The 24,940-nt window shown below is 69.2% G+C and carries 21 protein-coding genes and 3 pseudogenes; 17 read left to right on the top strand and 7 right to left on the bottom strand.

What is annotated here, in order from left to right:
* Position 1: 1 nt before the first annotated feature.
* Positions 2-820: an oxidoreductase gene (locus tag OG747_RS37680; RefSeq protein WP_405883826.1), complete on the bottom strand. Its 819-nt coding sequence runs from the start codon at positions 818-820 to the stop codon at positions 2-4.
* Between the two features lie 136 nt (positions 821-956).
* Between OG747_RS37680 and OG747_RS37675 the strand changes: the two genes are divergently transcribed.
* Together OG747_RS37675 and OG747_RS37670 are read left to right on the top strand one after the other, a co-directional pair.
* Complete coding sequence (locus tag OG747_RS37675) at positions 957-1,544, top strand: TetR/AcrR family transcriptional regulator (protein WP_190167954.1); 588 nt, start codon at positions 957-959, stop codon at positions 1,542-1,544.
* Positions 1,545-1,720: 176 nt separating this feature from the next.
* Positions 1,721-1,978: a hypothetical protein gene (locus OG747_RS37670; RefSeq protein WP_405883825.1), complete on the top strand. Its 258-nt coding sequence runs from the start codon at positions 1,721-1,723 to the stop codon at positions 1,976-1,978.
* 365 nt (positions 1,979-2,343) lie between these two features.
* On the opposite strand, the gene OG747_RS37665 is transcribed toward OG747_RS37670, so the two are convergent.
* Positions 2,344-3,063, bottom strand: a complete 720-nt coding sequence (locus tag OG747_RS37665; RefSeq protein ID WP_405883824.1) for a TetR/AcrR family transcriptional regulator — start codon at positions 3,061-3,063, stop codon at positions 2,344-2,346.
* 129 nt (positions 3,064-3,192) lie between these two features.
* Here OG747_RS37665 and OG747_RS37660 point away from each other — a divergent pair, with 129 nt between their 5' ends.
* Complete coding sequence (locus OG747_RS37660; protein ID WP_405883823.1) at positions 3,193-3,870, top strand: SDR family NAD(P)-dependent oxidoreductase; 678 nt, start codon at positions 3,193-3,195, stop codon at positions 3,868-3,870.
* Positions 3,871-4,339: 469 nt separating this feature from the next.
* Positions 4,340-4,471 carry a hypothetical protein gene (locus OG747_RS37655; RefSeq protein ID WP_263986794.1) on the top strand — a complete coding sequence of 44 codons (132 nt, stop codon included), beginning with the start codon at positions 4,340-4,342 and terminating at the stop codon, positions 4,469-4,471.
* Here the strand turns inward: OG747_RS37655 and OG747_RS37650 are convergent.
* Positions 4,466-4,876 carry an IS110 family transposase gene (locus tag OG747_RS37650; protein WP_318658477.1) on the bottom strand — a complete coding sequence of 137 codons (411 nt, stop codon included), beginning with the start codon at positions 4,874-4,876 and terminating at the stop codon, positions 4,466-4,468. The genes OG747_RS37655 and OG747_RS37650 overlap by 6 nt on opposite strands.
* Before the next feature lie 32 nt (positions 4,877-4,908).
* Here OG747_RS37650 and OG747_RS37645 point away from each other — a divergent pair.
* A pseudogene (locus OG747_RS37645) lies at positions 4,909-6,066 on the top strand (ISL3 family transposase); the annotation flags it as partial.
* A 206-nt stretch (positions 6,067-6,272) separates the two neighbouring features.
* Positions 6,273-6,551 carry an AAA family ATPase gene (locus tag OG747_RS37640; RefSeq protein WP_225900530.1) on the top strand — a complete coding sequence of 93 codons (279 nt, stop codon included), beginning with the start codon at positions 6,273-6,275 and terminating at the stop codon, positions 6,549-6,551.
* Positions 6,552-6,597: 46 nt separating this feature from the next.
* Here OG747_RS37640 and OG747_RS37635 read toward each other — a convergent pair.
* Positions 6,598-6,732: pseudogene (locus tag OG747_RS37635) on the bottom strand (GrpB family protein); the annotation flags it as partial.
* A gap of 179 nt (positions 6,733-6,911) precedes the next feature.
* Positions 6,912-7,895: a carbohydrate kinase gene (locus OG747_RS37630; protein WP_405883822.1), complete on the bottom strand. Its 984-nt coding sequence runs from the start codon at positions 7,893-7,895 to the stop codon at positions 6,912-6,914.
* Positions 7,896-8,266: 371 nt separating this feature from the next.
* On the opposite strand from OG747_RS37630, the gene OG747_RS37625 reads away from it, so the two are divergent.
* From OG747_RS37625 to OG747_RS37585, 9 genes are all read left to right on the top strand, one after another.
* Positions 8,267-9,265: an aldo/keto reductase family protein gene (locus OG747_RS37625; protein WP_405883821.1), complete on the top strand. Its 999-nt coding sequence runs from the start codon at positions 8,267-8,269 to the stop codon at positions 9,263-9,265.
* Positions 9,266-9,503: 238 nt separating this feature from the next.
* Positions 9,504-10,526: a LacI family DNA-binding transcriptional regulator gene (locus OG747_RS37620; RefSeq protein WP_229889590.1), complete on the top strand. Its 1,023-nt coding sequence runs from the start codon at positions 9,504-9,506 to the stop codon at positions 10,524-10,526.
* 74 nt (positions 10,527-10,600) lie between these two features.
* On the top strand, positions 10,601-12,280 hold the full coding sequence (locus OG747_RS37615; protein ID WP_405883820.1) for an ABC transporter substrate-binding protein: 1,680 nt from the start codon (positions 10,601-10,603) through the stop codon (positions 12,278-12,280).
* 82 nt (positions 12,281-12,362) lie between these two features.
* Positions 12,363-13,340 (top strand): ABC transporter permease, encoded by a 978-nt coding sequence (locus OG747_RS37610; protein ID WP_405883819.1) that lies wholly within the window; start codon positions 12,363-12,365, stop codon positions 13,338-13,340.
* A gap of 14 nt (positions 13,341-13,354) precedes the next feature.
* Positions 13,355-14,275: an ABC transporter permease gene (locus tag OG747_RS37605; protein ID WP_067385377.1), complete on the top strand. Its 921-nt coding sequence runs from the start codon at positions 13,355-13,357 to the stop codon at positions 14,273-14,275.
* 3 nt (positions 14,276-14,278) lie between these two features.
* Positions 14,279-15,232 (top strand): ABC transporter ATP-binding protein, encoded by a 954-nt coding sequence (locus OG747_RS37600; protein WP_405883818.1) that lies wholly within the window; start codon positions 14,279-14,281, stop codon positions 15,230-15,232.
* On the top strand, positions 15,229-16,272 hold the full coding sequence (locus OG747_RS37595) for an ATP-binding cassette domain-containing protein (RefSeq protein ID WP_405883817.1): 1,044 nt from the start codon (positions 15,229-15,231) through the stop codon (positions 16,270-16,272). Before OG747_RS37600 ends, OG747_RS37595 begins: the two co-directional genes overlap by 4 nt.
* Entirely contained in the window at positions 16,269-17,801 is a 1,533-nt protein-coding gene (locus tag OG747_RS37590) for a glycoside hydrolase family 32 protein (protein ID WP_405883816.1), read from the top strand. Before OG747_RS37595 ends, OG747_RS37590 begins: the two co-directional genes overlap by 4 nt.
* Before the next feature lie 85 nt (positions 17,802-17,886).
* Positions 17,887-21,456, top strand: coding sequence for a GH32 C-terminal domain-containing protein (locus OG747_RS37585; RefSeq protein ID WP_405883815.1), 3,570 nt, complete (start codon positions 17,887-17,889; stop codon positions 21,454-21,456).
* A 680-nt stretch (positions 21,457-22,136) separates the two neighbouring features.
* Here OG747_RS37585 and OG747_RS37580 read toward each other — a convergent pair.
* Together OG747_RS37580 and OG747_RS37575 are read right to left on the bottom strand one after the other, a co-directional pair.
* Positions 22,137-22,509: pseudogene (locus OG747_RS37580) on the bottom strand (transposase); the annotation flags it as partial.
* 84 nt (positions 22,510-22,593) lie between these two features.
* Entirely contained in the window at positions 22,594-22,917 is a 324-nt protein-coding gene (locus tag OG747_RS37575) for an HK97 gp10 family phage protein (protein ID WP_405883814.1), read from the bottom strand.
* Positions 22,918-23,284: 367 nt separating this feature from the next.
* Between OG747_RS37575 and OG747_RS37570 the strand changes: the two genes are divergently transcribed.
* Positions 23,285-23,656 (top strand): hypothetical protein, encoded by a 372-nt coding sequence (locus OG747_RS37570; RefSeq protein ID WP_405883813.1) that lies wholly within the window; start codon positions 23,285-23,287, stop codon positions 23,654-23,656.
* Complete coding sequence (locus OG747_RS37565) at positions 23,653-24,930, top strand: RNase A-like domain-containing protein (protein ID WP_405883812.1); 1,278 nt, start codon at positions 23,653-23,655, stop codon at positions 24,928-24,930. Before OG747_RS37570 ends, OG747_RS37565 begins: the two co-directional genes overlap by 4 nt.
* Positions 24,931-24,940 lie beyond the last annotated feature (10 nt).

The following is a 24,940-nucleotide window of genomic DNA, read 5'->3' as shown; positions in this document are numbered from 1 at the left end:
GTCAGCCCACCATCCGGTTGAGTTTGCGAACGCTCTTGTCGAAGGCCCGTGCGGGGACGATGCGGCGCAGCACACTGAGGCGGCCGGCCGTCGAACCCGCGGTGTAGCGCAGTTTCGGTTTCGGGTCGGTGGCTGCCGCGGCGATCACCTCGGCGACGACGGCGGGATCGTCGCCGCCGCGCATTGTCTTCCTCATGACGTCTTCGAAGACGCTCCGTCGGCGCGCGTAGACCGCCAGCGGGGTGTCGGCCTGCACCTGGTTGGCGTCGAACGGGGTGTTGACCGGGCCGGGCTGGACTCGCAGGACCCGCACGCCGTGTTCCCGGACTTCGTGGTCCAGGGACTCGGAATACCCCTCGACCGCGTGCTTGGTCGCCACATAGTTGGCCATGAAGGGGTTGGGCACGAAGCCGGCGACGGACGAGACGTTGATGATGCGCCCGCTGCCGCGGGTGCGCATGTGCGGCAGGACGGCCTTCGTCATGCGGATGAGGCCGAAGACGTTGACGTCGAACAGGCTCTGTGTCTGGGCGACCGAGAACTCCTCGGCGGCACCGTTGGCACCGATCCCGGCGTTGTTGACCAGCACGTCGAGCCGCCCGAAGCGTTTGAGCACCTGCTCGACGACGCTCGCGACCGACTCGTCACTGGTCACGTCGAGGTCAAGGAATGTCACGCCGTTGCCGGGGGCGATGCGCGAGGTGTCGCGGCTCGTTCCGATCACAGTGAAACCGGCGTCCGCGAGGGTGAGCGTGGTGGCCTTACCGATGCCGGATGACGCGCCCGTCACCAGCGCCACCTGCGGAGATGTTGTCTTCATGGCTCTCATCCCTTTAGATTACGATCGTACTACCATAGGCACGGCCAGAGCTTGCGCACAAGCGTTCGGGCGGATTGGAATTACGACCGTACTAACATGAGTGACGGGCTGACGCGGCCCGCGAGCGGAGGAGCACGTGGTGCGGTACGGGAAAGAGCACAAGCTGGCAACGAGGCAACGGATCATCGAGACGGCCGGCCGCCGGTTCAAGCGCGACGGCATCGACGGCTCCGGTGTCGCCACGCTCATGAAGGACGCGGGCCTGACCAACGGCGCCTTCTACGCCCACTTCGAGTCCAAAGAGGACCTGGTCGCCACCGCGGTCTCCGAGCAACTGCGCGGCCAGCGAGAGTGGCTCACCTCTTTTGAACCCGGTCGCGCCGGGATCGAACCAATGGTGCGCACCTACCTCTCGCCCGAACACCGCGACAACCCCGAGGACGGCTGCCCGTCCGCCGCCCTTCTCGACGAGATATGCCGGTGCGCGGATCCGACCAAGCAGGCGTACACCAACAGCGTCCTCGCGATCATCGACGACATCGCCGCCCGCCTGGCACCGCACGATCCGCAGTCGGTACGCGCCAAGGTGCTCAGCGTCTACGCACTGATGATCGGGACCCTGCAACTTTCCCGCAGCCTCGCCGACCGACGGCTCGCCGACGAGGTGCTGGAGCAGGGCATCCGCAACGCCCTGACGGTGCTGGACGCCGCACCGGAGCGCTGAGCCGCCGCGTCACCCAGGGCGTTGCCTTCGTCCCGCCGTGATCCCGCTCGCCGCCGCACCTGGCTCGCCGGCGCGCCTGGTTCGCCGGCGCTCATGACCGCTCCGGACGCGCTGCCCGGATACCAGGCACTCGCGCCGGCGGGGACCACGTTCCGCAACGTGGTGGTGGCCCGGGCGTGCCGACCATCGCCACCTACCGGCCTGGGCGTGCCGCGGGCGCGAACAGCCTCAGCGGCTACAGGCGGCCGACTTCCCTGGTCGTGCTCGACGCCATCCCGAAGAACGTGGTCGGCAAGATTGATCGGCAGGCCAATTGGCTGGAGGGTCAATGGGGCTGGGATCTCCGGGCCGTGCCGACCGATGCGATCGGGATCGGCGGGCGGGCAGCGGGCACGACAGCGCCTATGAGCGGGGTCCTGACTGTAGCTGTTTGACCAGGTGGAAGACCGCCCGGGCCGCCTCACGGCTTCCCAGTTCCTGGCCCGATTGCGTATCTCCCAGCACCACCTCCCCCGCAGGGCGACGACGACGGGTCTGCGGAGCAGGCGGCGTACTGGACAGGGTCGAACTGGACATGCCTGTTCCCCTTTCCGGTCCGACGGCGTGTCGCGTTGCCGGCACCGGGCCGCGTCGGGCGGTCAGAATCGTGAGGACGCCACAACGAACTGCCCGCCGCACGCTCAATCAGCCTTAACACCGAGGAACATCCGTTCAATGTGACAGCCGGGCACAGCCAGCTCCGCGCCAGCTGGTACCCATCTGCCGGTGTGCCGTCACCGCCGCGCCACCGGCCGGTCGCTCAGCGCCGCTTCCCGGTCTCGGGGGAGCTAACGCCGTGGCTGGCGCGGCGCATGGCCTCGTACAGTGCGGCGTCCTCCGGCGGGTCCGGTAGCGGGCCGCGCGCAGGGGCCTGGAAGGACTGGATCATCCACGCCACGAGGCGACGCCAGGCGTCCGGGGCGGCGTCGCCGGTGGCGCTGAGGACGCCGGCGTTGGCCATCAGCAGCAGGACGAGGTCCTGGCTGGTGAAGTCCTTGCGCAGCTGCCCGCCGTCCTTGGCGCGGCCGATGAGTTCGAGGAAGCCCTGGTACGCCTGGGCGCGGAGTGCTTCCAGTGCCTGGGCGCCGGGGAAGCTCATGGTCAGGATGTCGGCGAAGCCACGGTCGGCGGCCTGCATCGCACAGACTTCCTCGATGTAGCCGGTGAAGCCGTTCCACGGGTCCGGGTCGGCCAGGGCCTCGGCGGTCGCCTGCGCGTATGCCTCCATGCGGTCCGCAAAGACCGCGACGACCAGCTCCTCCTTGTTGGGGAAGTGGCGGAAGAGGGTGGCGATCCCCACCCCCGTCTCCCGTGCGACCGAGGCCATCGACGCGTTCAGTCCGTCGCGACCGAACACTGTGCGCGCGGCGGCGATGATCCGCCCCCGGTTGCGCTCCGCGTCGCTGCGTTTTGACGGGGCTGCGGAGTCGGCCGTGTTGCCGGTGCCGGTGCCATTGGCGTGCTGGTCTCGGGGGTTCATGCCGATCAGGCTAGCAAACCGGAAAGCCCTATCCGATTCCCGTGTTACGCTCGATCGTGAACCAGATAGGGCTTTCCGGATTGAAAACGGATAGCCCTATCCATCTCTACCTCTGTGAAAGGCCCCCTCATGCCCACCATCGCCATCGTCGGCGCCGGCCCCCAGCTCGGTCTCGCCATTGCGCGCACGTTCGGCACCCACGGCTACGGCGTCGCGCTGATCGCCCGTAACCGCGCCAAGCTCGAGAACCTGGCCGGTGAACTGACCGCCGAAGGCATCACCGCCGCCGCTTTCCCCGCCGACGTCCTCGACCGCGACGCGCTCACCCAGGCCCTCAAGGACGCCGCCGCGCACTTCGGCGGCATCGACGTCCTCGAGTACTCCCCGGTCGGCGGCTTCGCCTCGACCGTCCTGACCGCCCCGAGCGCGACCGAACCCTCGCATGTGCAGCACGAGATGGAGTTCCAGCTCTACGGCGCGATCGCCGCCAGCCAGGCGGTACTGCCCGCCATGCGCGAGGCCGGCGCGGGCGCCCTGTTGTTCACCACCGGCGCAGGCTCCATCGACCCCGTGCCGCAGGTCGCCAACGTCAACGCCGCTGCCGCGGCCCTGCGCAACTGGGCGATCAACCTGCACAAGGAACTGGACGGCACCGGCGTCCAGGCCGCCCACGTCGGCATCGACGTGTCGATCGGCATGTCGGTCGTCCCTGGGTTCCCCACGGCCAAGCCCGAGGAGATCTCGCCCGTCTACTGGGAGCTGCACACCACCCGCCGCGACCAGGCCGAGCTCGTCTTCAGCCACTGACACCCCACCGCCACCCGGCCGCGTGCCTCTCGAACCCTGATCGTGCCGCGGCGTGCTCCGTCGCGGCACGATCGCTCGGGCGGGCGCCTGGTCTTCGGCGCGTTCGCAGCGCGTGCAGCCAGAGGTCAGGACATGCCGGGCCGGCTGCGGCGGACCATCGCGCGATACAGCGCGGTCGGCGGGGGTGCGTCGGGTAGCGGGGGGCGGGGCGCCGGGGGCGGCGTCGCCGGTGGCATTGACGACGCCGGCGTTGGCCATGAGCAGAACGACGAGGTCCTGACTGGTGAAGTCGTCGCGTAGGTGGCCGGTGCCCTTGGCCCGGTCGATGGGTTCGAGAAATCCGTTGTACGCCCCGGTGCGCCGGGTCTCCAGGGCTTTGGCGGCGGCCCCGCCCACGTCGCGACCGAACGCTCCGGGCGCCGCTCGTCGGAACCATCTGGAACGGGAGATCGCCTTGCAGGCCGCCGCGATGAGGGAGCAGATCGCGCAGCCGACCGCACGGCTGGACGAGCTCGGCCGGCCCGCCGAAGAGGTCCGGATCACCCGCAAGAGGCTGCTGCAGTTGCCCGGTCCGCAGCCGCCCGCGCCACAGCCCCTATGAGCGGGGTGCTGGCCGTAGCTGTTTGACCAGGTGGAAGACCTCGCGGGCCGCATAGCGTTTGAGGCAACGGACGATTTCGCGCCGGGTCTTGCCCTCCTTGATCCGGCGCTCGTAGTAGTCCTGAGTGCGCGGGTCGACCCGCAGGCGGGTGAACACGATGCGGTGGAGCGCGGCATTGGCCTGCCGGTCGCCGCCACGGTTGAGGCGACGGAACTGCCGGCGTCCCGAGGAACGCTCGACAGGGCTGACACCGCACAGCGCGGCGAACGACGCCTCACTGTCCAGCCGTTCCGGGTTGTCCCCCACCGTGATCAGCAACGTGACCGCCGTGTCCGGACCGATCCCCACCACCTCAAGCAGTTGCGGGGCATGACATTTCACGAGCCGGGCCAGACGAGCGTCCACGTCCCGGATCTGCTCGGAGAGCTGGCCGATCGGCCCGTGACCGCAACAGGTCCGGGATCTGCCGGCGCCCCGCCCGCGGCTACGACCAGGGGCGAGGGCGTCGGCGCTGGCGGTGCCTGGACGCGGGCACGATGAAAGTGTTCCTGGAAGCCGATGCTGTCCGGGTGCGCTGCCGCGAGCACGGGGTGGTGGCCGCCGCGGTGCCCTGGGCCAGACACGGCGCCGGGCACACGCTGGTCTTCGACCAGCAAGTGGCCTGGATGGCCGCCGAGTGCTCGAAGTCGGCGGTCGCGCAGCTGATGCGCACCTCGTGGCGGACGGTCGGGGCGATCGTGGAGCGGTTCGTGGCCGACCGGGACGCCGGGCTGGACCGGCTGGCGGGCCTGCGCCGGATCGGCATTGATGAGATCAGCTACCGCAGGGGGCAGCGGTACATGACGGTGGTGGTCGACCACGACACGCGGCGGGTGGTGTGGATGGCCGACGGTCACGGCAAGCAGGTGCTGCAAGGCTTCTTCGACGCCCTCGGGCCCGAGCGGGCCGCGAAGCTCACCCACATCTCGGCCGACGGGGCGGAGTGGATCGCCGAGACCGTCGCCGCCAGCGCCCCGCACGTGCTGCGGGCAATGGACCCGTTCCACGTGGTGGCCTGGGCCACCGAGGCGCTGGATGCCGAGCGGCGAGCGGCGTGGAACCGCGCCCGCCGCCAAGCCGCCGACCCCGAGCTGGCACGGAAGCTGAAGCACTCCCGGCACGCGCTGTGGAAGAACCCCGAGGACCTCACCGAACGCCAGCAGGCCAAACTTGCCTGGATCGCCTCCACCGATCCGCGCCTGCACCGCGCCTACCTGCTCAAGGAGGGCCTGCGCACGGTCTTCGCCATCGCCGCCGAGCAGGGCCCCAAAGTGGCGATAGAGGCCCTGGACCGCTGGCTGTCGTGGGCCAGCCGCTGCCGCGTCGAGTCCTTCACCGCCCTCGCCCGCCGCATACGCCGCCACCGCGACGCGATCGTCAACGCCATCATCGAGCGTCTGTCGAACGGACTGATCGAGTCCACCAACACCAAGACCCGCCTGATCATCCGCCGAGGCTTCGGCTTCCGCACCGCCGACACCATCATCGCCCTCGTCATGCTCGCCCTCGCAGGCGACCGCCCCACCCTTCCCGGACGCCAACTCGCCTCAGACTGACCCACACATCAAGCAGAAGAGCCTCAAAAGAGGACCCCGGCGGCGTCGAGGTCGACGGGCACACCGGGGTCACTCCTGATTGGCATCTGGAACCTACCTCGAACACAACACCGAAGGCACGCAGTGTCGCGCTGTTGTGATCATCACCTCTCGACACGGCACGCCGGACCTCCTCTCAAGAAACCGAGGAAGGACCCCCAGGCAAAGTGCAACTGGTCAGAGCACACATCACCAACTACCGGTCCGTCGAGGACTCCGACATATTCGACGTCGAGAGGGACGTCACCTGCCTCGTCGGCCAGAACGAGTCGGGCAAAACGACCCTTCTCCAGGCGCTCTTCCGGGTCAACCCCGTGGAGCCCACCACCTTCGACGAGGTGGTCGACTTCCCCGCCCGCAAGATCCGCGACCGCAAGCAGCTCCGGCCGGCAAGAAGATCCCCGTGGTCCAGGCGACCTTGCGCCAGGAAATCAACTCCGACATGACGGCCTCCTCGGACACCACAATGTCGAGGTCGATGATCGGTTTGGCGGCGCACCCGGGCGCGGCCGTACTGCCGACATGCTCGATGGACACAGCCAGATCCGCGACGTGAGGTGCCAATCGCTGCCGCAGTTCCTCGAACCGCTCGGACCATCGGGGGGCGTAGTCACTGACCACGATCATGCCAGTCATGTCGGCAGTCTCGCAGGATCGCCGGGACCCTCGCATCCGGCGGAGATCCCTGGCTATCGCGTACCGAGCCGTAACGTCTGGCAGGGCGACGGCCCGTCCGGTTGTTCCGAGCGACGGATGGAAGGACGCCCGTTCCCGCAGTCATCGCGGCGGGAACAGGTATGCCGCGTTCAGGCATGTGGCAGTAGCCGTTCGATGCCGGTCTTCAGTGACGGTTCGCCTGCCCGGGGCGGGTTCGCACCGGCGACGGAACAGGTCAGGGCTGCGACGCGGGCGGCGAAGGCGCAGGCTTCGGTGACGTCTTGGAGGCTCAGCCGGTCGAGCCGCCCGCCCAGGTGGCCAAGTGCGGCGAGTCGGTGCAGCAGGCCCGCGGTGAAGGAGTCGCCGGCGCCGACGGTGTCGACGACGTTGACGGCCGGAGCCGGGACGGTGACGCGAAGGCCGTCGAGGGAAGCGAGCGCGCCGCGTGAGCCGAGGGTGATGACGACGAGGCGTGCGCCGGCGGCGTGCCAGGTGTCGCAAGCCTCTTCAGGGCTGGCGCCAGGGAGGAGCAGGGCGAGGTCGTCCTCGCTGAGGCGGAGGATGTCGGCGAGGGCACACCAGCGTGGGAGCCGTTCGCGGTAGGCGGAGGGCGGTACGAGCAGGGGTCGGACGTTGGGGTCGATGGACACGGTGACGTGCTCGTGTGCCTTGGCGAGGTGGTCCTCGATGCGGCTGCCGCCGGGTTGGCGTATCAGTGCCAGGGAGCCGGTGTGCAGGCAGACGGTGCCGTCGTGTTGGGTGGCGGAGAGTTCGTCGGCGGTCCACTGCCAGTCGGCGGTGCTGTCGGCGTGGAAGGTGTAGGTGGCCTGGCCGGTCTCGTCGAGGGTGGCGAGGGTGCTGGGCTCGGGGGCGGTCACGCTGCCGCTCAGGTCGACGCCGGAGTCGCTGAGGCGGCTGCGGAAGAGCGTGCCGAAGACGTCATGGGAGAGCCGCCCGAGGAAGCGCGTGGGAGTACCGAGCCGGGCAAGGGCGACGGCGGTGTTGGCGGGGCCGCCACCGGGCAGGGCGCGCAGGGCGAGTTCGCTCGGGCCGGACAGGGCGGGGTCGGTGAAGGCGTCGGCGACGCACTCACCGAGGACGGTGACACCGCTGGAGGACTCGAGTCGAGCCATGGGACGGTCTGCCTCTCTGGGAAAGCGCGCGGGGCTGCCGCGGTCCGCGCATGGGCTTTGGTGGCCGGTGCCAGGCGGCCCGGGCGTACGTACGGGCGAAGGGACACCGCACGGTGGCCTAATGCAGCCCATGCCTAGGTATTGACATGCCGTGCGAAACGCCCGTAACTTCCTGGCAACCTACCGCTAACGCGCGTTATTAAAGCGCGAAACTAGAGGCCCTGTCGCGCCTCCTGTGGCTTACAGGACACGAGAAGTAGCCACGGGCGAGACACGCCGTGTGGTCACGAGACACGCCGTGTGGTCATGAGCGAGGGTGCGGGTGCCTCGCTGGCCACGGTCTCCTACGTCTCCAGAAAGGAACACCGAGCATGGAGCATCGCCATCTGGGCGGCAGCGGCATGCTGGTCAGCGCCATCGCCTACGGGAACTGGGTCACCCATGGCTCGCAGGTCGACCAGGACGCGGCCACGGCCTGTGTACGCGCCGCTCTCGACGCCGGCATCACCACCTTCGACACCGCCGACGTGTACGCGGAGACCCGGGCGGAGGAGGCACTGGGCGCCGCCCTCAAGGGCGTGCGCCGTGAGGGTGTCGAGATCTGCACCAAGGTCTACTTCCCGACCGGCCCGGGCAAGAACGACCGCGGCCTGTCCCGCAAGCACATCATGGAGTCGATCAACGGCTCGCTGCGCCGCCTGGGCACGGACTACGTGGACCTCTACCAGGCTCACCGCTACGACTACGCCACTCCACTCGAGGAGACGATGGAGGCCCTGGCCGATGTCGTCCACGCGGGCAAGGCGCACTACATCGGCGTCTCGGAGTGGAAGCCGCAAGAGATCAGGGCCGCGGCGCAGCTGGCCCGGGAGCTGAAGATCCGTCTGGTGTCCAACCAGCCGCAGTACTCCCTGCTGTGGCGTGTGATCGAGCCGGAGATCGTCCCCGTCCGCCAGGAGCTGGGCATCGGCCAGATCGTGTGGTCCCCGCTCGCCCAGGGCGTACTGACCGGCAAGTACAAGCCGGGAGCGCAACCGCCGTCCGGGTCCCGTGGCACCGACACGAACGGTGGCAGCGACGCGGTGGCCGGATGGCTGCGCGACGAGGTCCTCGCCCGGGTCCAGGAACTGGTTCCGCTCGCTGCCGAAGCAGGCATGTCGCTGGCGACCCTGAGCCTGGCGTGGGTGCTGCGCAACACGAATGTCTCCGCGGCCATCGTCGGAGCATCCCGCCCCGAGCAGATCGCTGAGAACGCCAAGGCGGCGGACGTCACGCTGGACGACGCGTTGGTCAAGCGCGTCGACGAGATCCTCGATCCCGTCATCGAGCGCGACCCCGAGCGCATCGACGTGTTCGCCAAGCGACCCTGAGCCGCATCCCTCGGCGCGCTCGCCGGTGAGTCACAGCCATGCCGTGACCTTGGCCGTCTCGCGCGATGTCGCTGGCACCGAGGAGGCGTCTGGTTCCATCCCTCTTCCTTACCGGCGATGTATTGACATGCCGCATAAGGCGGCCGTAACTTCCCAGCAACACTGAAGTAACGCGCGTTATTAAAGCGCGAAACCGGAGGGGCCACAGCGCACCTCCACCGACCGAAGGGGACTGAAAGTGGCCACCAACAAGACGCAGCGCGTGACCATGAGCGATGTGGCTCGCCGCGCGGGTGTCTCGCGGACCACGGTCTCCTTCGTCCTCAACGACAAGCCCGGCGCAACCATCCCTGACGAGACCCGTCGGCGGATCCTGAAGGCGATCGACGAGCTCGGCTACCGGCCCAACGCCGGGGCGCGCGCGCTGGCCGCCAACCGCAGCGGCTGGTTCGGTCTGATCACCGAGATCGTGACCGGCCCCTTCGCGGCGGAGGTGATCACGGGCGCGCAGAGCCGCGCCTGGGGTGACCGGAGGTTCCTGCTGATCGCCGCGAGCGAGGGCGATCCCGCTCAGGAGGCCGCCGCGCTCGACCAGATGCTGGAGCACCGGGTGGAAGGGCTGCTGTACGCCACGACCTGGCACCGGGCCGTCAGCCTGCCGAAGGCCGCCCGCGAGGTGCCGACGGTGCTCGTGAACTGCTACGACGCGGCAGGAGAGCTGCCGTGCATCCTGCCCGACGAGGTATCGGGCGGATACAAGGCGACCCGCCGGCTCCTGGACGCCGGTCACACCCGCATCGGGTTCATCAACCTCGACCCGGCGATCCCGGCCGCCATCGGCAGGCGCGACGGGTACGAACGTGCCCTGCGCGAGGCCGGGATCACCCCCGACCCCTCCCTCGTCATCCCCGGCTGGGCCACCGCCGACGGCGCCTACACCGCCGCCTGCGAACTGCTGGACCGTCCGGCCGCCGATCGGCCGACCGCCCTGTTCTGCGGCAACGACCGGATGGCGATGGGTGCGTACGACGCGATCAAGGAACGTGGACTGCGCATCCCGCACGACGTGGCCGTGGTGGGGTTCGACAACCAGGAACTCATCGCCGCCTATCTGCGGCCGAAGCTGACGACGCTCGCCCTGCCCTTCGAAGCCATGGGCACCAAGGGCGTCGACATGCTCGCCGCCCTCGCAGCGGGGCAGCCGCTCGACACCCACCGGGTGACGATCGACTGCCCGCTGCTCGAACGCTCGTCGGTCTGACTGCGAATCAGTCCGCCGAGTAATCCCATCCCGTCTTCGTCCTGTGTGTTGAAGAGAGGAAAAGAGTCTCCATTATGGCACCCTCCATCGCCCCGCGGCGGCTTCGGCCCGCCCTGAGAGCGGTCACCGCGACCGCCGCCGCAGCCCTGGTCCTGTCCGCCTGTACGGGTGGCTCGGGCGCCGCCGGCGCCGGTGACACGTCTGGCAACCAGCTGCTCACCATCCCGCGCGAGGATCTGGCGACGTTCACGCGCAACTTCAACCCGCTCTCCCCGCAGGCCGCCCCCATGACCCTCCAGGCGGTCTACGAGCCGTTGGCGGTACACAGCATGGCGGATGCCAAGGACACGCCGTGGCTGGCCACCAAGTGGGAGCAGGCCAAGGACGGCAAGTCCCTCACCTTCACGCTGCGCGACGGCGTCAAGTGGTCGGACGGCCAGGCGCTCACCGCCGACGACGTCGTCTACACCTTCGGGCTCCAGAAGAAGGTGCTCGGTGGCTTCGACTACCTCGACAAGGTCACCGCGGTCGACGCCCACACGGTGAAGTTCTCCTTCAACAAGGCGTTCTCGACCGCCTTCTACGAGATCAGCGGCCACTACATCCTGCCGAAGCACATCTGGTCCAAGGTGAAGGACCCGGCGAAGTTCACCAACCCGAACCCGGTCGGCACCGGCCCGTACACCAAGATCGAGAAGTTCCAGAGCCAGTCGTACGAGCTGCGCAAGAACCCCGACTACTGGCAGCCGGACAAGCAGCAGATCGCCGGCATCCAGATGCTCGCCTTCTCCGGCAACGACAGCGCCAACATCGCCTTCACCAACGGCGAGGTGGACTGGACGCAGTCGTTCATCCCGGACATCGGGAAGTCCTTCGTCGCCAAGGACAAGAAGCACAACCACTACTGGTTCCCGGCCACCGGCGCCATGATCAACTGGCAGCTGAACACCACCAAGGCGCCGTTCAACGACCCGGCCGCGCGCAAGGCACTCAGCATGGCCGTCGACCGCGACCAGATCACCAAGGTCGCGATGAACGGCTACGCCGAACCCGCCGACTGCACGGGCCTGGCCCACACCTACGACAAGTGGCGTGACACGTCGCTGGCCGCCTCCTGTACCTGGACGAAGTACGACACCGACGCGGCAGCCAAGGCCCTCGACGCGGCCGGCTACAAGGAGAGCGGCGGCAAGCGGAAGCTGAAGAACGGCAAGAACTTCACCCTCGACATCTCCGTCGGCTCCGCCTCCTCCGACTGGATCTCCGTCGCCAACATCATCAAGCAGGACCTGGCGAAGGTCGGCATCACCGCCACCGTGAAGACGCCCGACTGGTCGGCGGTCTCGTCCTCGTACAACACCGGCACCTTCGACACCGGCATCGTGTGGAGCAACAACGGCGCCACCCCGTACGAGTACTACCGCGGCGTGATGTCGACCAAGATGGTGCAGCCAGTCGGCAAGCAGGCCACGGAGAACTACCACCGCTTCGGCGACAAGAAGGCCGACAAGCTCATCGACGCCTTCGCCGCCGCCACGGACGAGAAGACGCAGCGCGAGCAGACGAACGGCCTGCAGGAGCTGTACAACAAGGACGCCCCCGTCGTCCCGCTGTTCACCGGCCCCGAGTGGGGCGCGTACACGGACGCCCGCTTCACCGGCTGGCCCACCGAAGAGAACCCGTACGCCACCCTCGGCAACCGCAACGGCAGCACGATCCTCGTGCTCACCTCGCTGAAGCCCGTCAAGAGCTGACGCACGGATCGGCGGCCGTCCTCCTCCCCGGACGGCCGCTCCCCACCGCACCCCCGCACCCCCTACGACAGGAGCACGACCCGTGCGTCTCATCCTGCGCAACCTGGGGTTCTATCTGCTCGCCTTCTGGGCCTCCCTCACCCTGAACTTCGTGCTCCCGCGCTTCATGCCGGGCGACCCGGTCTCCCGGATGTTCGCGCAGGCCCAGGGCACGATGCAGCCCGACCAGATAACCCAGTTGCGGAAACTCTTCGGCCTCGACCACCGCCCCCTGTGGGAGCAGTACCTCAGCTACATCAAGAGCGTCTTCACCGGCGACCTCGGCATCTCCATCACCCGCTTCCCCACCCCGGTCACCGACGTGATCGGCTCGCAGATCGGCTGGACCCTGCTCCTCGGTGGCGTCGCGCTCGTCATCGCGGCCGTGCTCGGCAACCTGCTCGGCATCGTCGCCGCCTGGCGGCGCGGCGGCGTCCTCGACTCCGCCTTCCCGCCCCTGCTGATCTTCGTCGGCTCGTTCCCCTACTTCTGGCTGGCCATGGGCGCGCTGTACCTGTTCGGGGTGAGCCTCGGCTGGTTCCCCATGCGGCACGCCTACGACGTCGGACTGACCCCCGGCTTCAACGGCGAATTCCTCTCCAACGTCGCCACCCACCTGGTGCTGCCCGCGCTGACCATCGTGCTGGTCTCCATCGGCGGCTGGATGCTTGGCATGCGCAACACCATGATCGCCACTGCGGCCGAGGACTACATCACCATGGCCGAGGCGAAGGGGCTCAGCCCCTCGCGGATCATGTTCCGCTACGCCGCCCGCAACGCGCTGCTCCCCTCCGTCACCAACTTCGGCATGGCGCTCGGCTTCGTCGTCGGCGGCGCGCTGCTCACCGAGGTCGTGTTCGCCTACCCCGGCATCGGCTACCAGCTGCTGATGGCCGTCCAGGGCCTGGACTACCCGCTGATGCAGGGCATCTTCCTGACGATCACGGCGGCGGTGCTGATCGCGAACTTCCTCGTCGACCTCGTCTACGTCCGCCTCGACCCGCGCGTCCGCGTCCGCTGAAGGGGGCTGCCGACATGACCGCCATCGAGATCGCGACGGCCACCACGCCGACCACCCCCGCACGCACCTCCCGCCGACGCGGACTGGTGCGCCAGCTCATCGACAGCAAGAAGGCGTTGACCGGTCTGATCCTGCTCGCCGTCTTCGCGCTGCTGGCCCTGCTCGCACCCGTCCTCGCACCGGGCGACCCGTCGCTCATCAACTCCACGGGCAGTCAGGCCCCCTCGGCCGCACACTGGCTCGGTACGACCGCCAAGGGTCAGGACGTGCTCGCCCTCACCCTGTGGGGTGCGCGCAGTTCGCTCTTCGTCGGGTTCACCGTGGGGCTCGTGGCGACGGGCGTCGCCATCGTCGTCGGCCTCGCCGCCGCGTACTTCGGCCGCATCGTGGACGACGCGCTGACCCTGGTCACCAACGTCTTCCTGCTGCTGCCTGGCCTGCCGCTGCTCATCATCCTGGCCGCGTTCCTGCCGCCCGGGACCTCCACCGTGATCCTGGTGCTCGTCGTCACCGGCTGGGCGGGCTCGGCCCGGGTCCTGCGGGCGCAGGCCAAGTCGATCCGGGGCAAGGACTTCGTGGCCGCGGCCGTCGTTACCGGGGAGCGCCCGCTGCGGATCATGTTCCTCGAGATCCTGCCCAACATGGCGTCCGTGGTGATGACCACGCTGCTCGGCTGCGTGATCTTCGGCATTGGCGCCCAGGCCGGCCTGGAGTTCCTCGGCCTCGGCGACAGCAGCGTCGTCAGCTGGGGCACCAACCTGTACTGGGCCAGCAACGACGGCGCGCTGATGACCGGCACGTGGTGGGCCTTCGTCCCCTCCGGACTGTGCATCGCGCTCGTCGCCTTCGCGCTCGCGCTGGTCAACTACGCGGTCGACGAGATCACCAACCCGAGGCTGCGCAACCGCCGTGCCCGACGTGAGAGGAGGGGCTGAGCCATGGAACCCGTACTTGAGGTGAGCGGCCTGCGCGTCGAATACCGCAGCGACGGACGCACCGTCGTGGGCGCCGACGACGTCTCCTTCTCCATCGGCGCCGGAGAGATCTTCGGCCTCGCCGGGGAGTCCGGCTGCGGCAAATCGACCATCGCCAACGCCGTGATGCGGCTGCTGAAGCCCCCGGCGGAGATCACCGCCGGCAGCATCCGCTTCCAGGGCAGGGACGTCCTCGCCCTGGACCCACGGGAGCTGCGCGCCTTCCGGTGGCAGGAGATCGCCATGGTCTTCCAGTCGGCGATGAACTCCCTCAACCCCGTCCTGACCATCGGCGAGCAGATCGTCGACATCTTCACCACCCACGAGAAGCTGAAGAAGCGGCTCGCGCGGGAGCGGGCCGGCGAGCTGCTTCAGCTGGTCGGCATCGAACCGGGAAGGCTGAAGGCGTACCCGCACCAGCTCTCCGGCGGCATGCGCCAGCGCGTGGTCATCGCCATGGCCGTCGCACTCCACCCCCGGCTGCTGATCATGGACGAGCCGACCACCGCGCTCGACGTGGTCGTGCAGCAGGAGATCATGGCGCAGATCCGCGACCTCCAGCGGGAGCTGGGCTTCTCCATCCTCTTCATCACCCACGACATGTCCCTGATGATCGAGCTGTCGGACCGCATGGGCGTGATGTACGGCGGACGGATCGTCGAACTCGCCGACGCCAAGGACCTGTTCGCGGGGCCGCTCCACCCCTACACCGAAGCGCTGATGAACGCCTTCCCGCCGCTGACCGGCCCGCGCCAAGAGCTCACCGGCCTCTTCGACGCCCCGCGCACCGCCGACAGCTGCGGCTTCCACGTCCGCTGTCCCGAGGACCGCTCGGACTGCTCCATGAACATCCCCGACCTGCGCGAGATCGCCCCCGGCCGGTGGGTGGCCCAGAGTGCCCAGGGAGCCCCCCGATGACCCAGCCCCTGCTGTCCGTACGCGGTCTGACCAAGGACTTCCAGGTCGGCACCGTCTTCTCCCGGCGCCGCGTCCGTGCCGTCAACGACGTGTCCTTCGACCTGCCGGCCGGCCGGATCACCGCCCTGGTCGGCGAGTCCGGCAGCGGCAAGTCCACCATCGCCCGCTGCCTCGCCCGCCTCGAACAGCCCTCCGCCGGACAGGTACTGCTCGACGGCCAGGACATCCTGCGCACCGAGCCGCGCCGGGCATCACGGGCGTACCGCCGCAAGGTCCAGATGGTCTTCCAGGACCCCTTCGGCTCACTCAACCCCGTCCACCGCATCGAGCACTTCCTCACCCGGGCCCTCGTCCTGCACGGCCACTCCGCCACACCAGAGGCGCTGCGCGAGCTGATAAAAACGGTCGGCCTGACCGAGGACATGCTCCAGTCCTACCCGCACGAACTCTCCGGCGGCCAGCGTCAGCGCGTCTCCATCGCTCGCGCGTTGGCGGTGGACCCGCGCCTCATCCTGGCCGACGAACCGACGTCGATGCTGGACGTCTCCGTGCGCGTCGGCGTGCTCAACCTGATGCGGCGCCTGCGCGACGAGCGGGACATCGCCATGCTCTACATCACGCACGACCTGGGCTCCGCCCGCTACCTCGCGGACACCACGATGGTCATGTTCGCCGGCGAACTCGTCGAGGGCGGAGACGCGTTGGCGGTCATGGACGCCCCCGCCCACCCCTACACCCGCCTACTGCTGTCCGCCGTACCCGACCCCGAACGGGCCGGCAGCTACGACCCCGTCGAGCGCGCGAGGCTCCGCGAGGCGATCCTCAACCCCACGTCCTGCCCCTACGGCGACGACGGCGCGTGCAGCCGCACCGAGCCCGTCCGCCACATCGTCGGTGAAGACGACGGACAGCCCCACTGGGTGCGCTGCCATCTGCGCGCACCCGCCTCCGACATCGCCCGCCGCGTCCTGAAGGCCACCGACCGGCCGGACGGCGAGGCCACCGACGACACCGAGAAAGCGGAGACCACCGCCGCATGACCCCCGACCTCACCCTCCCCTCCGGCAGCCACACCGCCGAGGGGCTGGCCGAACGCGCCCTGCGCGACCCCCACCGCCCCCGCTTCCACTTCACCTCGCCCGGCGGCTGGCTCAACGACCCCAACGGGCTGAGTCACTGGAACGGCGTCTACCACCTCTTCTACCAGTACAACCCGCTCGCCGCCGCCCACCACCGCATCCACTGGGGCCACGCCACCAGTACCGACCTCGTGCACTGGGCCGATGAGCCAGTCGCCCTGGTGCCAGGCTCGGACGGCCCGGACCGCGACGGCTGTTGGTCCGGTGTCCTGGTGAACGACGGGGGAGTGCCTACGCTCGTCTACTCGGGCAGGCACGGAGACCACGAACTCCCCTGCGTGGCCAGGGGATCGGCCGACCTGCGATACTGGACCAAAGACCAGGCCAACCCGGTCATCACCGCCCCGCCCGAGGGCGTCGACATCACGGCCTTCCGCGACCACTGCGTCTGGCGGGAGGGCCAGGTGTGGCGCCAGCTGGTGGGCTCGGGCATCCGGGGCGTCGGCGGAACGGCCTTCCTGTACGAATCCGACGACCTGCGCAGCTGGCGCTACGTCGGCCCCCTGCTGACCGGCGACGCCTCGCAGAACCAGGGCGAGCTCGACTGGACCGGCACGATGTGGGAGTGCGTCGACCTCTTCCGGCTCGGCGAGGACGAGGAGGCCGGCAGCACCGACGTGCTGGTCTTCTCCGCCTGGGACGAGGGCACCACCCACCACCCCCTGTACTGGACCGGCCGCTACCAGGGCGACACCTTCAACCCGACCGCCCTCCACCGCCTCGACTACGGCGGACGCTACTTCTACGCCCCCCAGTCCACCCGTGACGAGCACGGCCGCCGCATCATGTTCGGCTGGCTCCAGGAGGGACGGACGGACGAGGCGAACGCGCAGGCCGGCTGGTGCGGCGTGATGTCCCTGCCGAGGGTCGTCACGCTCGCCACGGACGGCGGCCTGCATCAGGCCCCGGCGCCGGAGCTGACCGAGCTGCGGCGGGAACGCGTGGAGGGGGCGCCGGGCCCGCTGACGGACGCGTACACCCCGCTGCACGCCGTGCGCGGAGACCAGGTGGACATCGAGACGACCCTGCGCCTCGCCCCCGGAGCCACCGCCCGGCTCGTGGTCCGCGAAACACCGGACGGCGCGGAACGCACGGTCGTGGAGGTGAGCAGGGCCCACGACGGAACAAACGGCACCCTCCGTCTGCACCGCGAGACCAGCAGCCTCGACCCGACCGTCGACACCGAACCCAGGTACGGCGAACTGCCGTTGGGCACCGACGGCCGGGTGGACCTGCGCGTCCTCGTCGACCACTCCGCACTGGAGATCTTCGCGAACGGGCGGCCCCTGACCGCCCGCGTCTACCCCACCCGCCCCGACGAAGCCGTCGGCGTCGGCATCGGTGCCGACGGCGACGTGACCCTGGAGCGGTTCGACGCCTGGCAGATGGCGTCGGCCTTCACCGACGGACCCCGGCCGCTCTGGCCGTGACGGTCTTACAGCCGGCTACGGCCCGGGGGGGTGGACGTCCCCCCGGGCCGTGGCCCACCCTCCCCTGCTCTCCTCAGGAGCTGCCATGAGCGTGTCCCGCCGTACCCTCCTGCTCGCCGGAGGAACCGCCGCCACCCTGCTGCCTCTCGGAGGCATCCTCCCCGCAGCACAGGCCGCCCCGAGCGCCGCCGGAGCGACGCCCGCCGCCACCCCGATTCCCGACCCCATCCCCGTCACCGGCACCTGGACCCGCACCTCCGACGGCGGCCAGAAGGCGACCGCCGGCCGTCGCGGGCCCGCCCTCGCCCTGTCCGAGCAGCAACTCGCGGCCAAGGGCACGTACGCGGCCCGCGTCACGGCCCAATCCTCCTCCGCCGTAGGCGCGTTGGTGTTCCGGGCAGCCCTGGACGGCTCGACCGGATACGCGGTCGCCCTCGACCCCGGCCGCGCCCGCATACGGCTCTACGACCTGGCCGGCGGCGACACACTCGCCACCGCGCCGCTGCCGGGCGCGCGGACCGCAAGACCCTATGACCTCGAAGTGGCAGTCGACGGATCCGAGCTGACGGTGCATGTCGACGGCAAGCGGCTCCTCCACACCGAGGACCACCGCCACGACACCGGCTCGGTGGGCCTGCTCGCCCAGGGCGGCACGGTCACCTTCGGCCCGCCCTCCCTCTCCTCAGTCACCACCAACCTCACCGGCTGGACCACGAGCGGCGGCACCTGGACGGCGAGTCCGCTGGGCTGGCGCGCGGCCCCAACCCAGAAAGCTACCGCCCGCGCCATCACCACGACCAAGACCTACGACACCGCGCTCCAGGCCGACCTGCTCCTGCACGACGCCTCCGCCATCGCCTCACTGCTGGTGCGCACCGACGCCACGGCCACGCACGGCTACGGCGTCCAAGTCGACGCGGACCAGGGCAGGCTGCGGCTCTACCGCATCGACGGCAACGTCACGCTCGGCACCTACGCGACCACCATCAAGGCCGACACGGTCTACCGCCTGCGCGTCGAAGCCGAACACGACGAACTGCGCGTGCACTGGCAGACCAACTTCCTCTCTCCCGACGGCTACAGCCCCGTCATCACCGCCCAGGACTCCACCCACACCAAAGGCCGACTCGCCGTCACGGCATCGGCCGGAGCGGTGTCCTTCGAGAACATCGCCGGGGCCGATCTCGCCACCGGCCTCCAGGGCTGGACGGCCCGCTCCGGCACCTGGACCCCCGACCTGCGCGGCATCCGCGGCGAGAACGGCCTGCGCACGGCCCCCTTCACCGACGGCGACCTGGTGGCGAGAGCCGACATCACACCCGGCGGCCCCTCCTCCTCGGCCGGCCTCGTCCTGCGCGCGTCCGCGAACGGCTCCGGCGGCTACGAAGCCCGCCTGGAAGCCGGCCGCAATGCCGTCGTCCTGCTGGACCGCTCCTCCGGCGCCCGCCTCGCCTCCGCCTCCGGCCCGGTCCGGCGCATCGCGTCTGGCGGCACCTATCGCGTCGAGGCCCGAGCGACGAGCAGGACGATCGAGGTGTACGTGGACGGCGTACGTGCGCTCAAGACCCGCGTGTCCCGAACCACGGGCGCCACCGTCGGCACCGCGGCCGCGCACGGGGCGTCGTACTTTCAGAATGTCGAGATCCGCAGCACCGCCGACTACTTCACCGAGCCGTACCGCCCCACGTACCACTACTCCCAGCTCACCGGCTCCACCAGCGACCCCAACGGCCTGGTCTACTACGACGGCGAATACCACCTCTTCCACCAGGACCAGGGCCGCTGGGCGCACGCGGTCAGCACCGACCTCGTCCACTGGCAGGCCCTGCCGATCGCCCTGCCCTGGAACGCCTACGGCAACTGCTGGTCGGGCTCGGCGATCGTCGACGCCGACGACACCTCCGGCCTCTTCGACGGCGGCTCGGGCCTGATCGCGTACTACACCAGCTACCACCCGGACAAGCCGGGCGGAAACGCCAGCGTGCGCATCGCCTACAGCAAGGACAAGGGCCGCTCGTGGCAGTGGCACGGCGGCTCGACCCCAGCCGTGCAGAACCCGGGAGGCCCCGACGCCGGCTGGACCTTCCGCGACCCGAAGGTCATCCGCGACGAGGCTCACGACCAGTGGCTGATGGTCGTCTCCGGCGGCGACCACATCCGCTTCTTCACCTCCGCCGACCTCCTCACCTGGACCCAGGTCAGCTCCTTCGGCTACGGCGACTGGGCCACGCCCGGCGTCTGGGAGTGCCCCGACTTCTTCCCGCTGCCGGTCGACGGCGACAAGGACAAGGTGAAGTGGGTCCTCACGCTGAGCACCGGTGCCGTACGCGCCACGAACGGCTCGGCCGCCCAGTACTTCACGGGTGAGTGGAACGGCACCGGTTTCACTCCCGACCAGAAGGCCGGCACGGTCCTGCGCGCCGACTCCGGCCGTGACTACTACGCCGCCATGTCCTTCTACGGTCTGCCCGACGACCGCCGCGTCTGGCTCGGCTGGATGAGCAACTGGGACTACCCGTTCAGCGCCCCGACCGGCGGCTGGAACGGCCGGCTGAGCACCCCCCGCGAACTGACCCTCACGGACACCGCCGACGGCGTACGCCTGGCGCAGCGCCCGGTCTCGGAGCTGGTCACGCTGCGCACGTCCACCACAACTCGCAAGGACCTCGCCGTCGGCCCCGACTCCGCGAACCCGCTCGCGGGCGTCACTGGCATCGCCTACGAGATCGAGGCTGAGATCACCCTCGGCACCGCCACGGAGATCGGCTTCCAGCTCCGGACCGACGACGACGAGCACACGACAGTCGGATTCGACGCCGAGGCGCAGGAACTGTTCGTGGACCGCTCGGCATCGGGTCTGAGCGACTTCACGCAGTACTTCGCGGGCCGCACGACCGCGCCGATGAAGACGACCGACGGCCGCGTGACGCTGCACGTGTACGTCGACTCGTCCTCGGTCGAGGCATTCGGCGCGGACGGCCGGGCCGCCGTGACCAGCCTGATCTTCCCCACGCCGGACGCCAGCGGCATGGCCTTCTACGCCAAGGGCGGCACCGCGCACATCGACTCGCTCAAGGTGCACAAGCTGGACAGCACCTTCCGCCTGGTCGATCGGGTGAAGCCGCTGGTGGCCGCCCCGACCGGCGGTGAATTCCGCTCGGACCTCGGCAAGTTGACGATCACCCCCGCCGGCCGCTGGTCGACGGACAGCGCGGGCCGCGCCGGAAGCTTCGACAAGGACTCCAACGCGATCTCGTCCCGCACGGCGGCGGACTTCGACCTCACCACCCTGGTCCGGCTCGGCGGCTCCGACCCGGACACAGGCGGCGCCCTCTCCCTCCTCTGGCGCGCCTCCTCCGACGGCACCGATGCCTACTGCCTCAACATCGACCCCGACCTACGCGTGATCCGCCTGGTCGCCAAGGCCAACGGCTTCTTCGACGACGGCGCCGCCCTCGCCCGCGTCCCGGCCCTGCTCCGCCGCGGCACGACCTACCCTGTCCGCATCCTCACCGAGGGCGACCGCATCCAGGTGTTCCTCAACGGTGAGCGGATCATCGACGTGACGGACACGACGTACACGAGCGGACACATCGGCCTCAACGTGTTCGGAGGGAGGGCGGCGTACCAGGACACCTACGCGAAGGAGCTGTGACCGCCGGAATACCTCGCCAGGAGAGTTACTCCTCGTCCGGTTCATCACGCTCGGGCGGCTGGTCGTAGGCGCTCAGGAGCCCTTCGCATCGTGCGCGCCAGCGCAGCCGATCTCACTGCGAGGCCGCGCCGGAGCGCTCCGGCGCGGCCTCGTGGTCTCACGGCTCCGCACAGAGGTCCCGTCAGGATGGTTCCCGGCGGGGCTTCGCCGTATCACAGCCCCTATGAGCGGGGTCCTGGCTGTAGCTGTTTGACCAGGTGGAAGACCGCCCGGGCCGCCTCACGGCTTCCCAGTTCCTGGCCCGATTGCGTATCTCCCAGTACCACCTCCCCCGCAGGGCGACGACGACGGGTCTGCGGAGCAGGCGGCGTACTGGACAGGGTCGAACTGGACATGCCCGTTCCCCTTTCCGGTCCGACGGCGCGTCGCGTTGCCGGTACCGGGCCGCGTCGGGCGGTCAGAATCGTGAGGACGCCACAACGAACGGCAGGCCCCTGACTTGTTGAATCGGGCCCAGACGCGCGGTCTGCAGCCGTAGCGTCCAGGGTGTCGGTCGGCACGGGCCCGCAGTGCCCCTTGCCGCCCATGGGCTGGCTCTCCGATAGCGTGCCGCCGCCGGCCGACACCCACGCGGTGTGGCTCGACAGAGGCATGAACGTGTGCGACCGCTACTTCAAGTCAGGGTGCCCACCGCATACTTCGCCGCTTCGAGTACAGACCGGGATGCGCGTGATCACCAGGGACGGGTCCTCTAATCGCCTGGACCGCTCCCGCACCTGGCAGCGCAGGATCTCCTGGATCCGCTTATCAAGGCCGTCCTGGCGCCACAGGTGAAGCAGTAGAACACCGCCGACCAGGCCGGGAGGTCTGTGGCAGGAGCCGCCACTGACAGCCCGTCCGGTTCTGGTAGAGCAGCGCGTTCACGACCTCGCGCAGGTCGCGGGAGCCCGGGTCCCCGGTCGCCGACCGCGCCACCCGCTCCTGCTTCCACGCGGTGACCAGCGGCTCGATCAACGCCCACTGCTCGTCGGACAAGTCGGTTGCGTACGGCATCCGTTCATGTCCGCGACTCCATCATGCACACGACATGACGCGAGCGTGGAACTGTCCCATAACCCACAAACAGGCGACACCACATCACCAGCAACAGGACTTAACGCCCTCTCGCAACCCGAGGATGACGACGTAGCCGTCGCCTTGTCCGGCATTTGCCCACATGGGGGACTCGAATGCCTTCTTGGGCGAGCCCAGAGGTTTTATCTCAAGCTCAGTCTCGCGGTACGCAGGCTCAATGTGCGGAAACGGCGGCTGCCGGTACTGCCGCCCGCTCCGGTCGACGCCGACGAACCCGTACTCCAGTCGGCGCGCCTGCGGCGCCTCCGTGAACACCACAGCGGTCACCCGCCCACCCGCGACCGTCATCTTCACGTCCCACGAGGCCCGGTAGGCACCGGTGATCACGTTCGGCCCGGGCCGCCCTGACGCGTGCCGCTGAATTCTCATCCGTAGCAGCATCGCGTGGTGCCGAGTGTTCGCCCGCGTACGCGCACGAACAGCGGTCCCCTGCCACGCCAACGACACGGCCACCGCCACCGCCACCGGATCACGGAAGGCTGAGGCATCCGGGTGGGCGCTCGGGTGCGGGTTCAGGGGAACGGGGCTCGTCACCGGCGGAGCCTATTTGCTCCCTCGGCCCCACCCTCCGCCCTGCCCTGCGGAATCTTGAACGGAACTTTACTGCCGCTTGACGCCGCTCTCAGCTGCGAAGCCTGCCCGCCACTTAGGGTCTTTGGGCTGGTGAGGCAACGGAGGGGACGGGCGCAACACCATGGGCGACAAGGGCAGTGGCGGCGACGGCGAGATACTCGACATCAAGATCGCCGATCTGAAGAAGACGGCTCCGCACTTCCACACGCACAGCACCGATCTCGCCAAGGCCCTGACCAAGCTCAAACTGGCACTGTCGGCGGCCGGTTCGCCGTGGGGCGACGACGATCAGGGCCACGCCTTCCACAAGGCGTACGGCCCGAACGTGAAGAAGATCGAGAACGCCTCCGACATCCTCGCCCAGGGCCTGGCCAGCATCCACGACGCGATGACGGACATGGCGGACGGCCACATCGACAACGAGGAACTCGTCCGCTCGATGTTCAGCAAGATCAAGGCCACCCCGCACGACGGAAACGGCACCCAGCAGTGAGCGGTGCCGCCGACAAGGCCAAGGAGATCATCCAGGACGTCACCGGTATGTGGTGGCCGGATGCCGACGAGGGTGGGCTGCGCGACGCGGCCAAGGCGTGGCGAGACTTCGCCGACGACATCGAAGAGGTGACGGCCGCGGCGAACAAGTCCGCCCGCGGCATCATCGAGCACAACAAGGGCGAGGCGATCTCCGCCTTCGACGACCCGTACTGGCGACGCTACTACTACGACGGCCACGGCTGGCTCCAGGACATGATCGACGGCGCCCGTGACATGGCCAAAGCGCTCGACAAGTACGCCGACGTCGTCCATGCCACCGTCAAGCGCCTGGAGCACGAGCTGGAGATCGTCGGCGCGACGATCATCGCCGGCACGGCACTGGCCGTCTTCACCTTCGGCATCTCCGAGGCCGCCGCGACGGCGGCCACGGCCACCATCGTGGAACTCGCCGCGACCCTCGGCGTCACCGTCTCCACCGAGATCGCCACCATCGCCGGTACGACCCTCGCCACCGCCGCCTTCGCGGGCATCGAGTCTGTCACCGTCGACCTGGCCCTCACCCAGCCGATGTCCATCGCCCTGGGCGAGAGCAAGGGCCTCAGCCTCGACGAGGTACGCCAGGCCGCGCTCTACGGAGCCCTCACCGGTGGCGCTTTCGGTGGCGGGGGCGCCACCGTGAGGGCCGTGCGGGGCGCCGGCGGATGGACAGAACTGCTGGGTGGCGTCCGCGTCGCCGGGCTCGAACCCCAGGTCGCGCTGCCCGGCGGACTGACGGCAAGTGCCGACGACCTCGGCCTGCTCATGAAGGGCGACGGCGAACCCAACGCCTGGCCACGCAACAAACGCAAGGGGACGCAGAAGCCGAAGTACACGACGGACCTCGCAGCGGACGAAGGCAAGAACGGCGCGCATACCGGCGCCCGTCACGTCGAGGTCACCACCCGGGACCTCCGGGCCCGCCTGCGCGGGGACCCTGAACTGGACGCCGCATCCCGGTACATCGACCACGCCTCGGCCCAGAAGCACACCCAGGCGGTAGTCCTCAAGCGGCAGAAGCAGATCGAGGACTGGTTGAACAACGGGAAGCCGGCGGGGAAGAAGGACTTTTCGGCCGAGCTGGGAGAGCCCACCGGAATGAGCTTGTCTCGCACCCACTTCAAGAACGGACTGCCCCCAGAATGGGTGACGGGGGCGAAAGTCGTCCTCAAGAAGGACCCGACCGTCCCTCTGGGCTACCGCGTCCTGACCTCCTACCCCGAAGCCACCTCGTAAGACCGCAACC

The organism is Streptomyces sp. NBC_01384, assembly GCF_045040035.1.
GTDB lineage: Bacteria > Actinomycetota > Actinomycetes > Streptomycetales > Streptomycetaceae > Streptomyces.
Note: the sequence above shows the minus strand (reverse complement) of the source record. Positions and strands in the feature narration are given on the sequence as shown.

Bases quoted from the DNA above. Each gene is read 5' to 3' on its own strand.
- OG747_RS37600 (WP_405883818.1), top strand. From the start codon at position 14,279: ATGGAACCCGTACTTGAGGTGAGCGGCCTGCGCGTCGAATACCGCAGC.
- OG747_RS37570 (WP_405883813.1), top strand. From the start codon at position 23,285: ATGGGCGACAAGGGCAGTGGCGGCGACGGCGAGATACTCGACATCAAG.
- OG747_RS37585 (WP_405883815.1), top strand. From the start codon at position 17,887: ATGAGCGTGTCCCGCCGTACCCTCCTGCTCGCCGGAGGAACCGCCGCC.
- OG747_RS37590 (WP_405883816.1), top strand. From the start codon at position 16,269: ATGACCCCCGACCTCACCCTCCCCTCCGGCAGCCACACCGCCGAGGGG.
- OG747_RS37655 (WP_263986794.1), top strand. From the start codon at position 4,340: ATGAGGGAGCAGATCGCGCAGCCGACCGCACGGCTGGACGAGCTCGGC.
- OG747_RS37630 (WP_405883822.1), bottom strand. From the start codon at position 7,895: ATGGCTCGACTCGAGTCCTCCAGCGGTGTCACCGTCCTCGGTGAGTGC.
- OG747_RS37625 (WP_405883821.1), top strand. From the start codon at position 8,267: ATGGAGCATCGCCATCTGGGCGGCAGCGGCATGCTGGTCAGCGCCATC.
- OG747_RS37680 (WP_405883826.1), bottom strand. From the start codon at position 820: ATGAAGACAACATCTCCGCAGGTGGCGCTGGTGACGGGCGCGTCATCC.
- OG747_RS37615 (WP_405883820.1), top strand. From the start codon at position 10,601: ATGGCACCCTCCATCGCCCCGCGGCGGCTTCGGCCCGCCCTGAGAGCG.
- OG747_RS37595 (WP_405883817.1), top strand. From the start codon at position 15,229: ATGACCCAGCCCCTGCTGTCCGTACGCGGTCTGACCAAGGACTTCCAG.
- OG747_RS37605 (WP_067385377.1), top strand. From the start codon at position 13,355: ATGACCGCCATCGAGATCGCGACGGCCACCACGCCGACCACCCCCGCA.
- OG747_RS37665 (WP_405883824.1), bottom strand. From the start codon at position 3,063: ATGAACCCCCGAGACCAGCACGCCAATGGCACCGGCACCGGCAACACG.
- OG747_RS37660 (WP_405883823.1), top strand. From the start codon at position 3,193: ATGCCCACCATCGCCATCGTCGGCGCCGGCCCCCAGCTCGGTCTCGCC.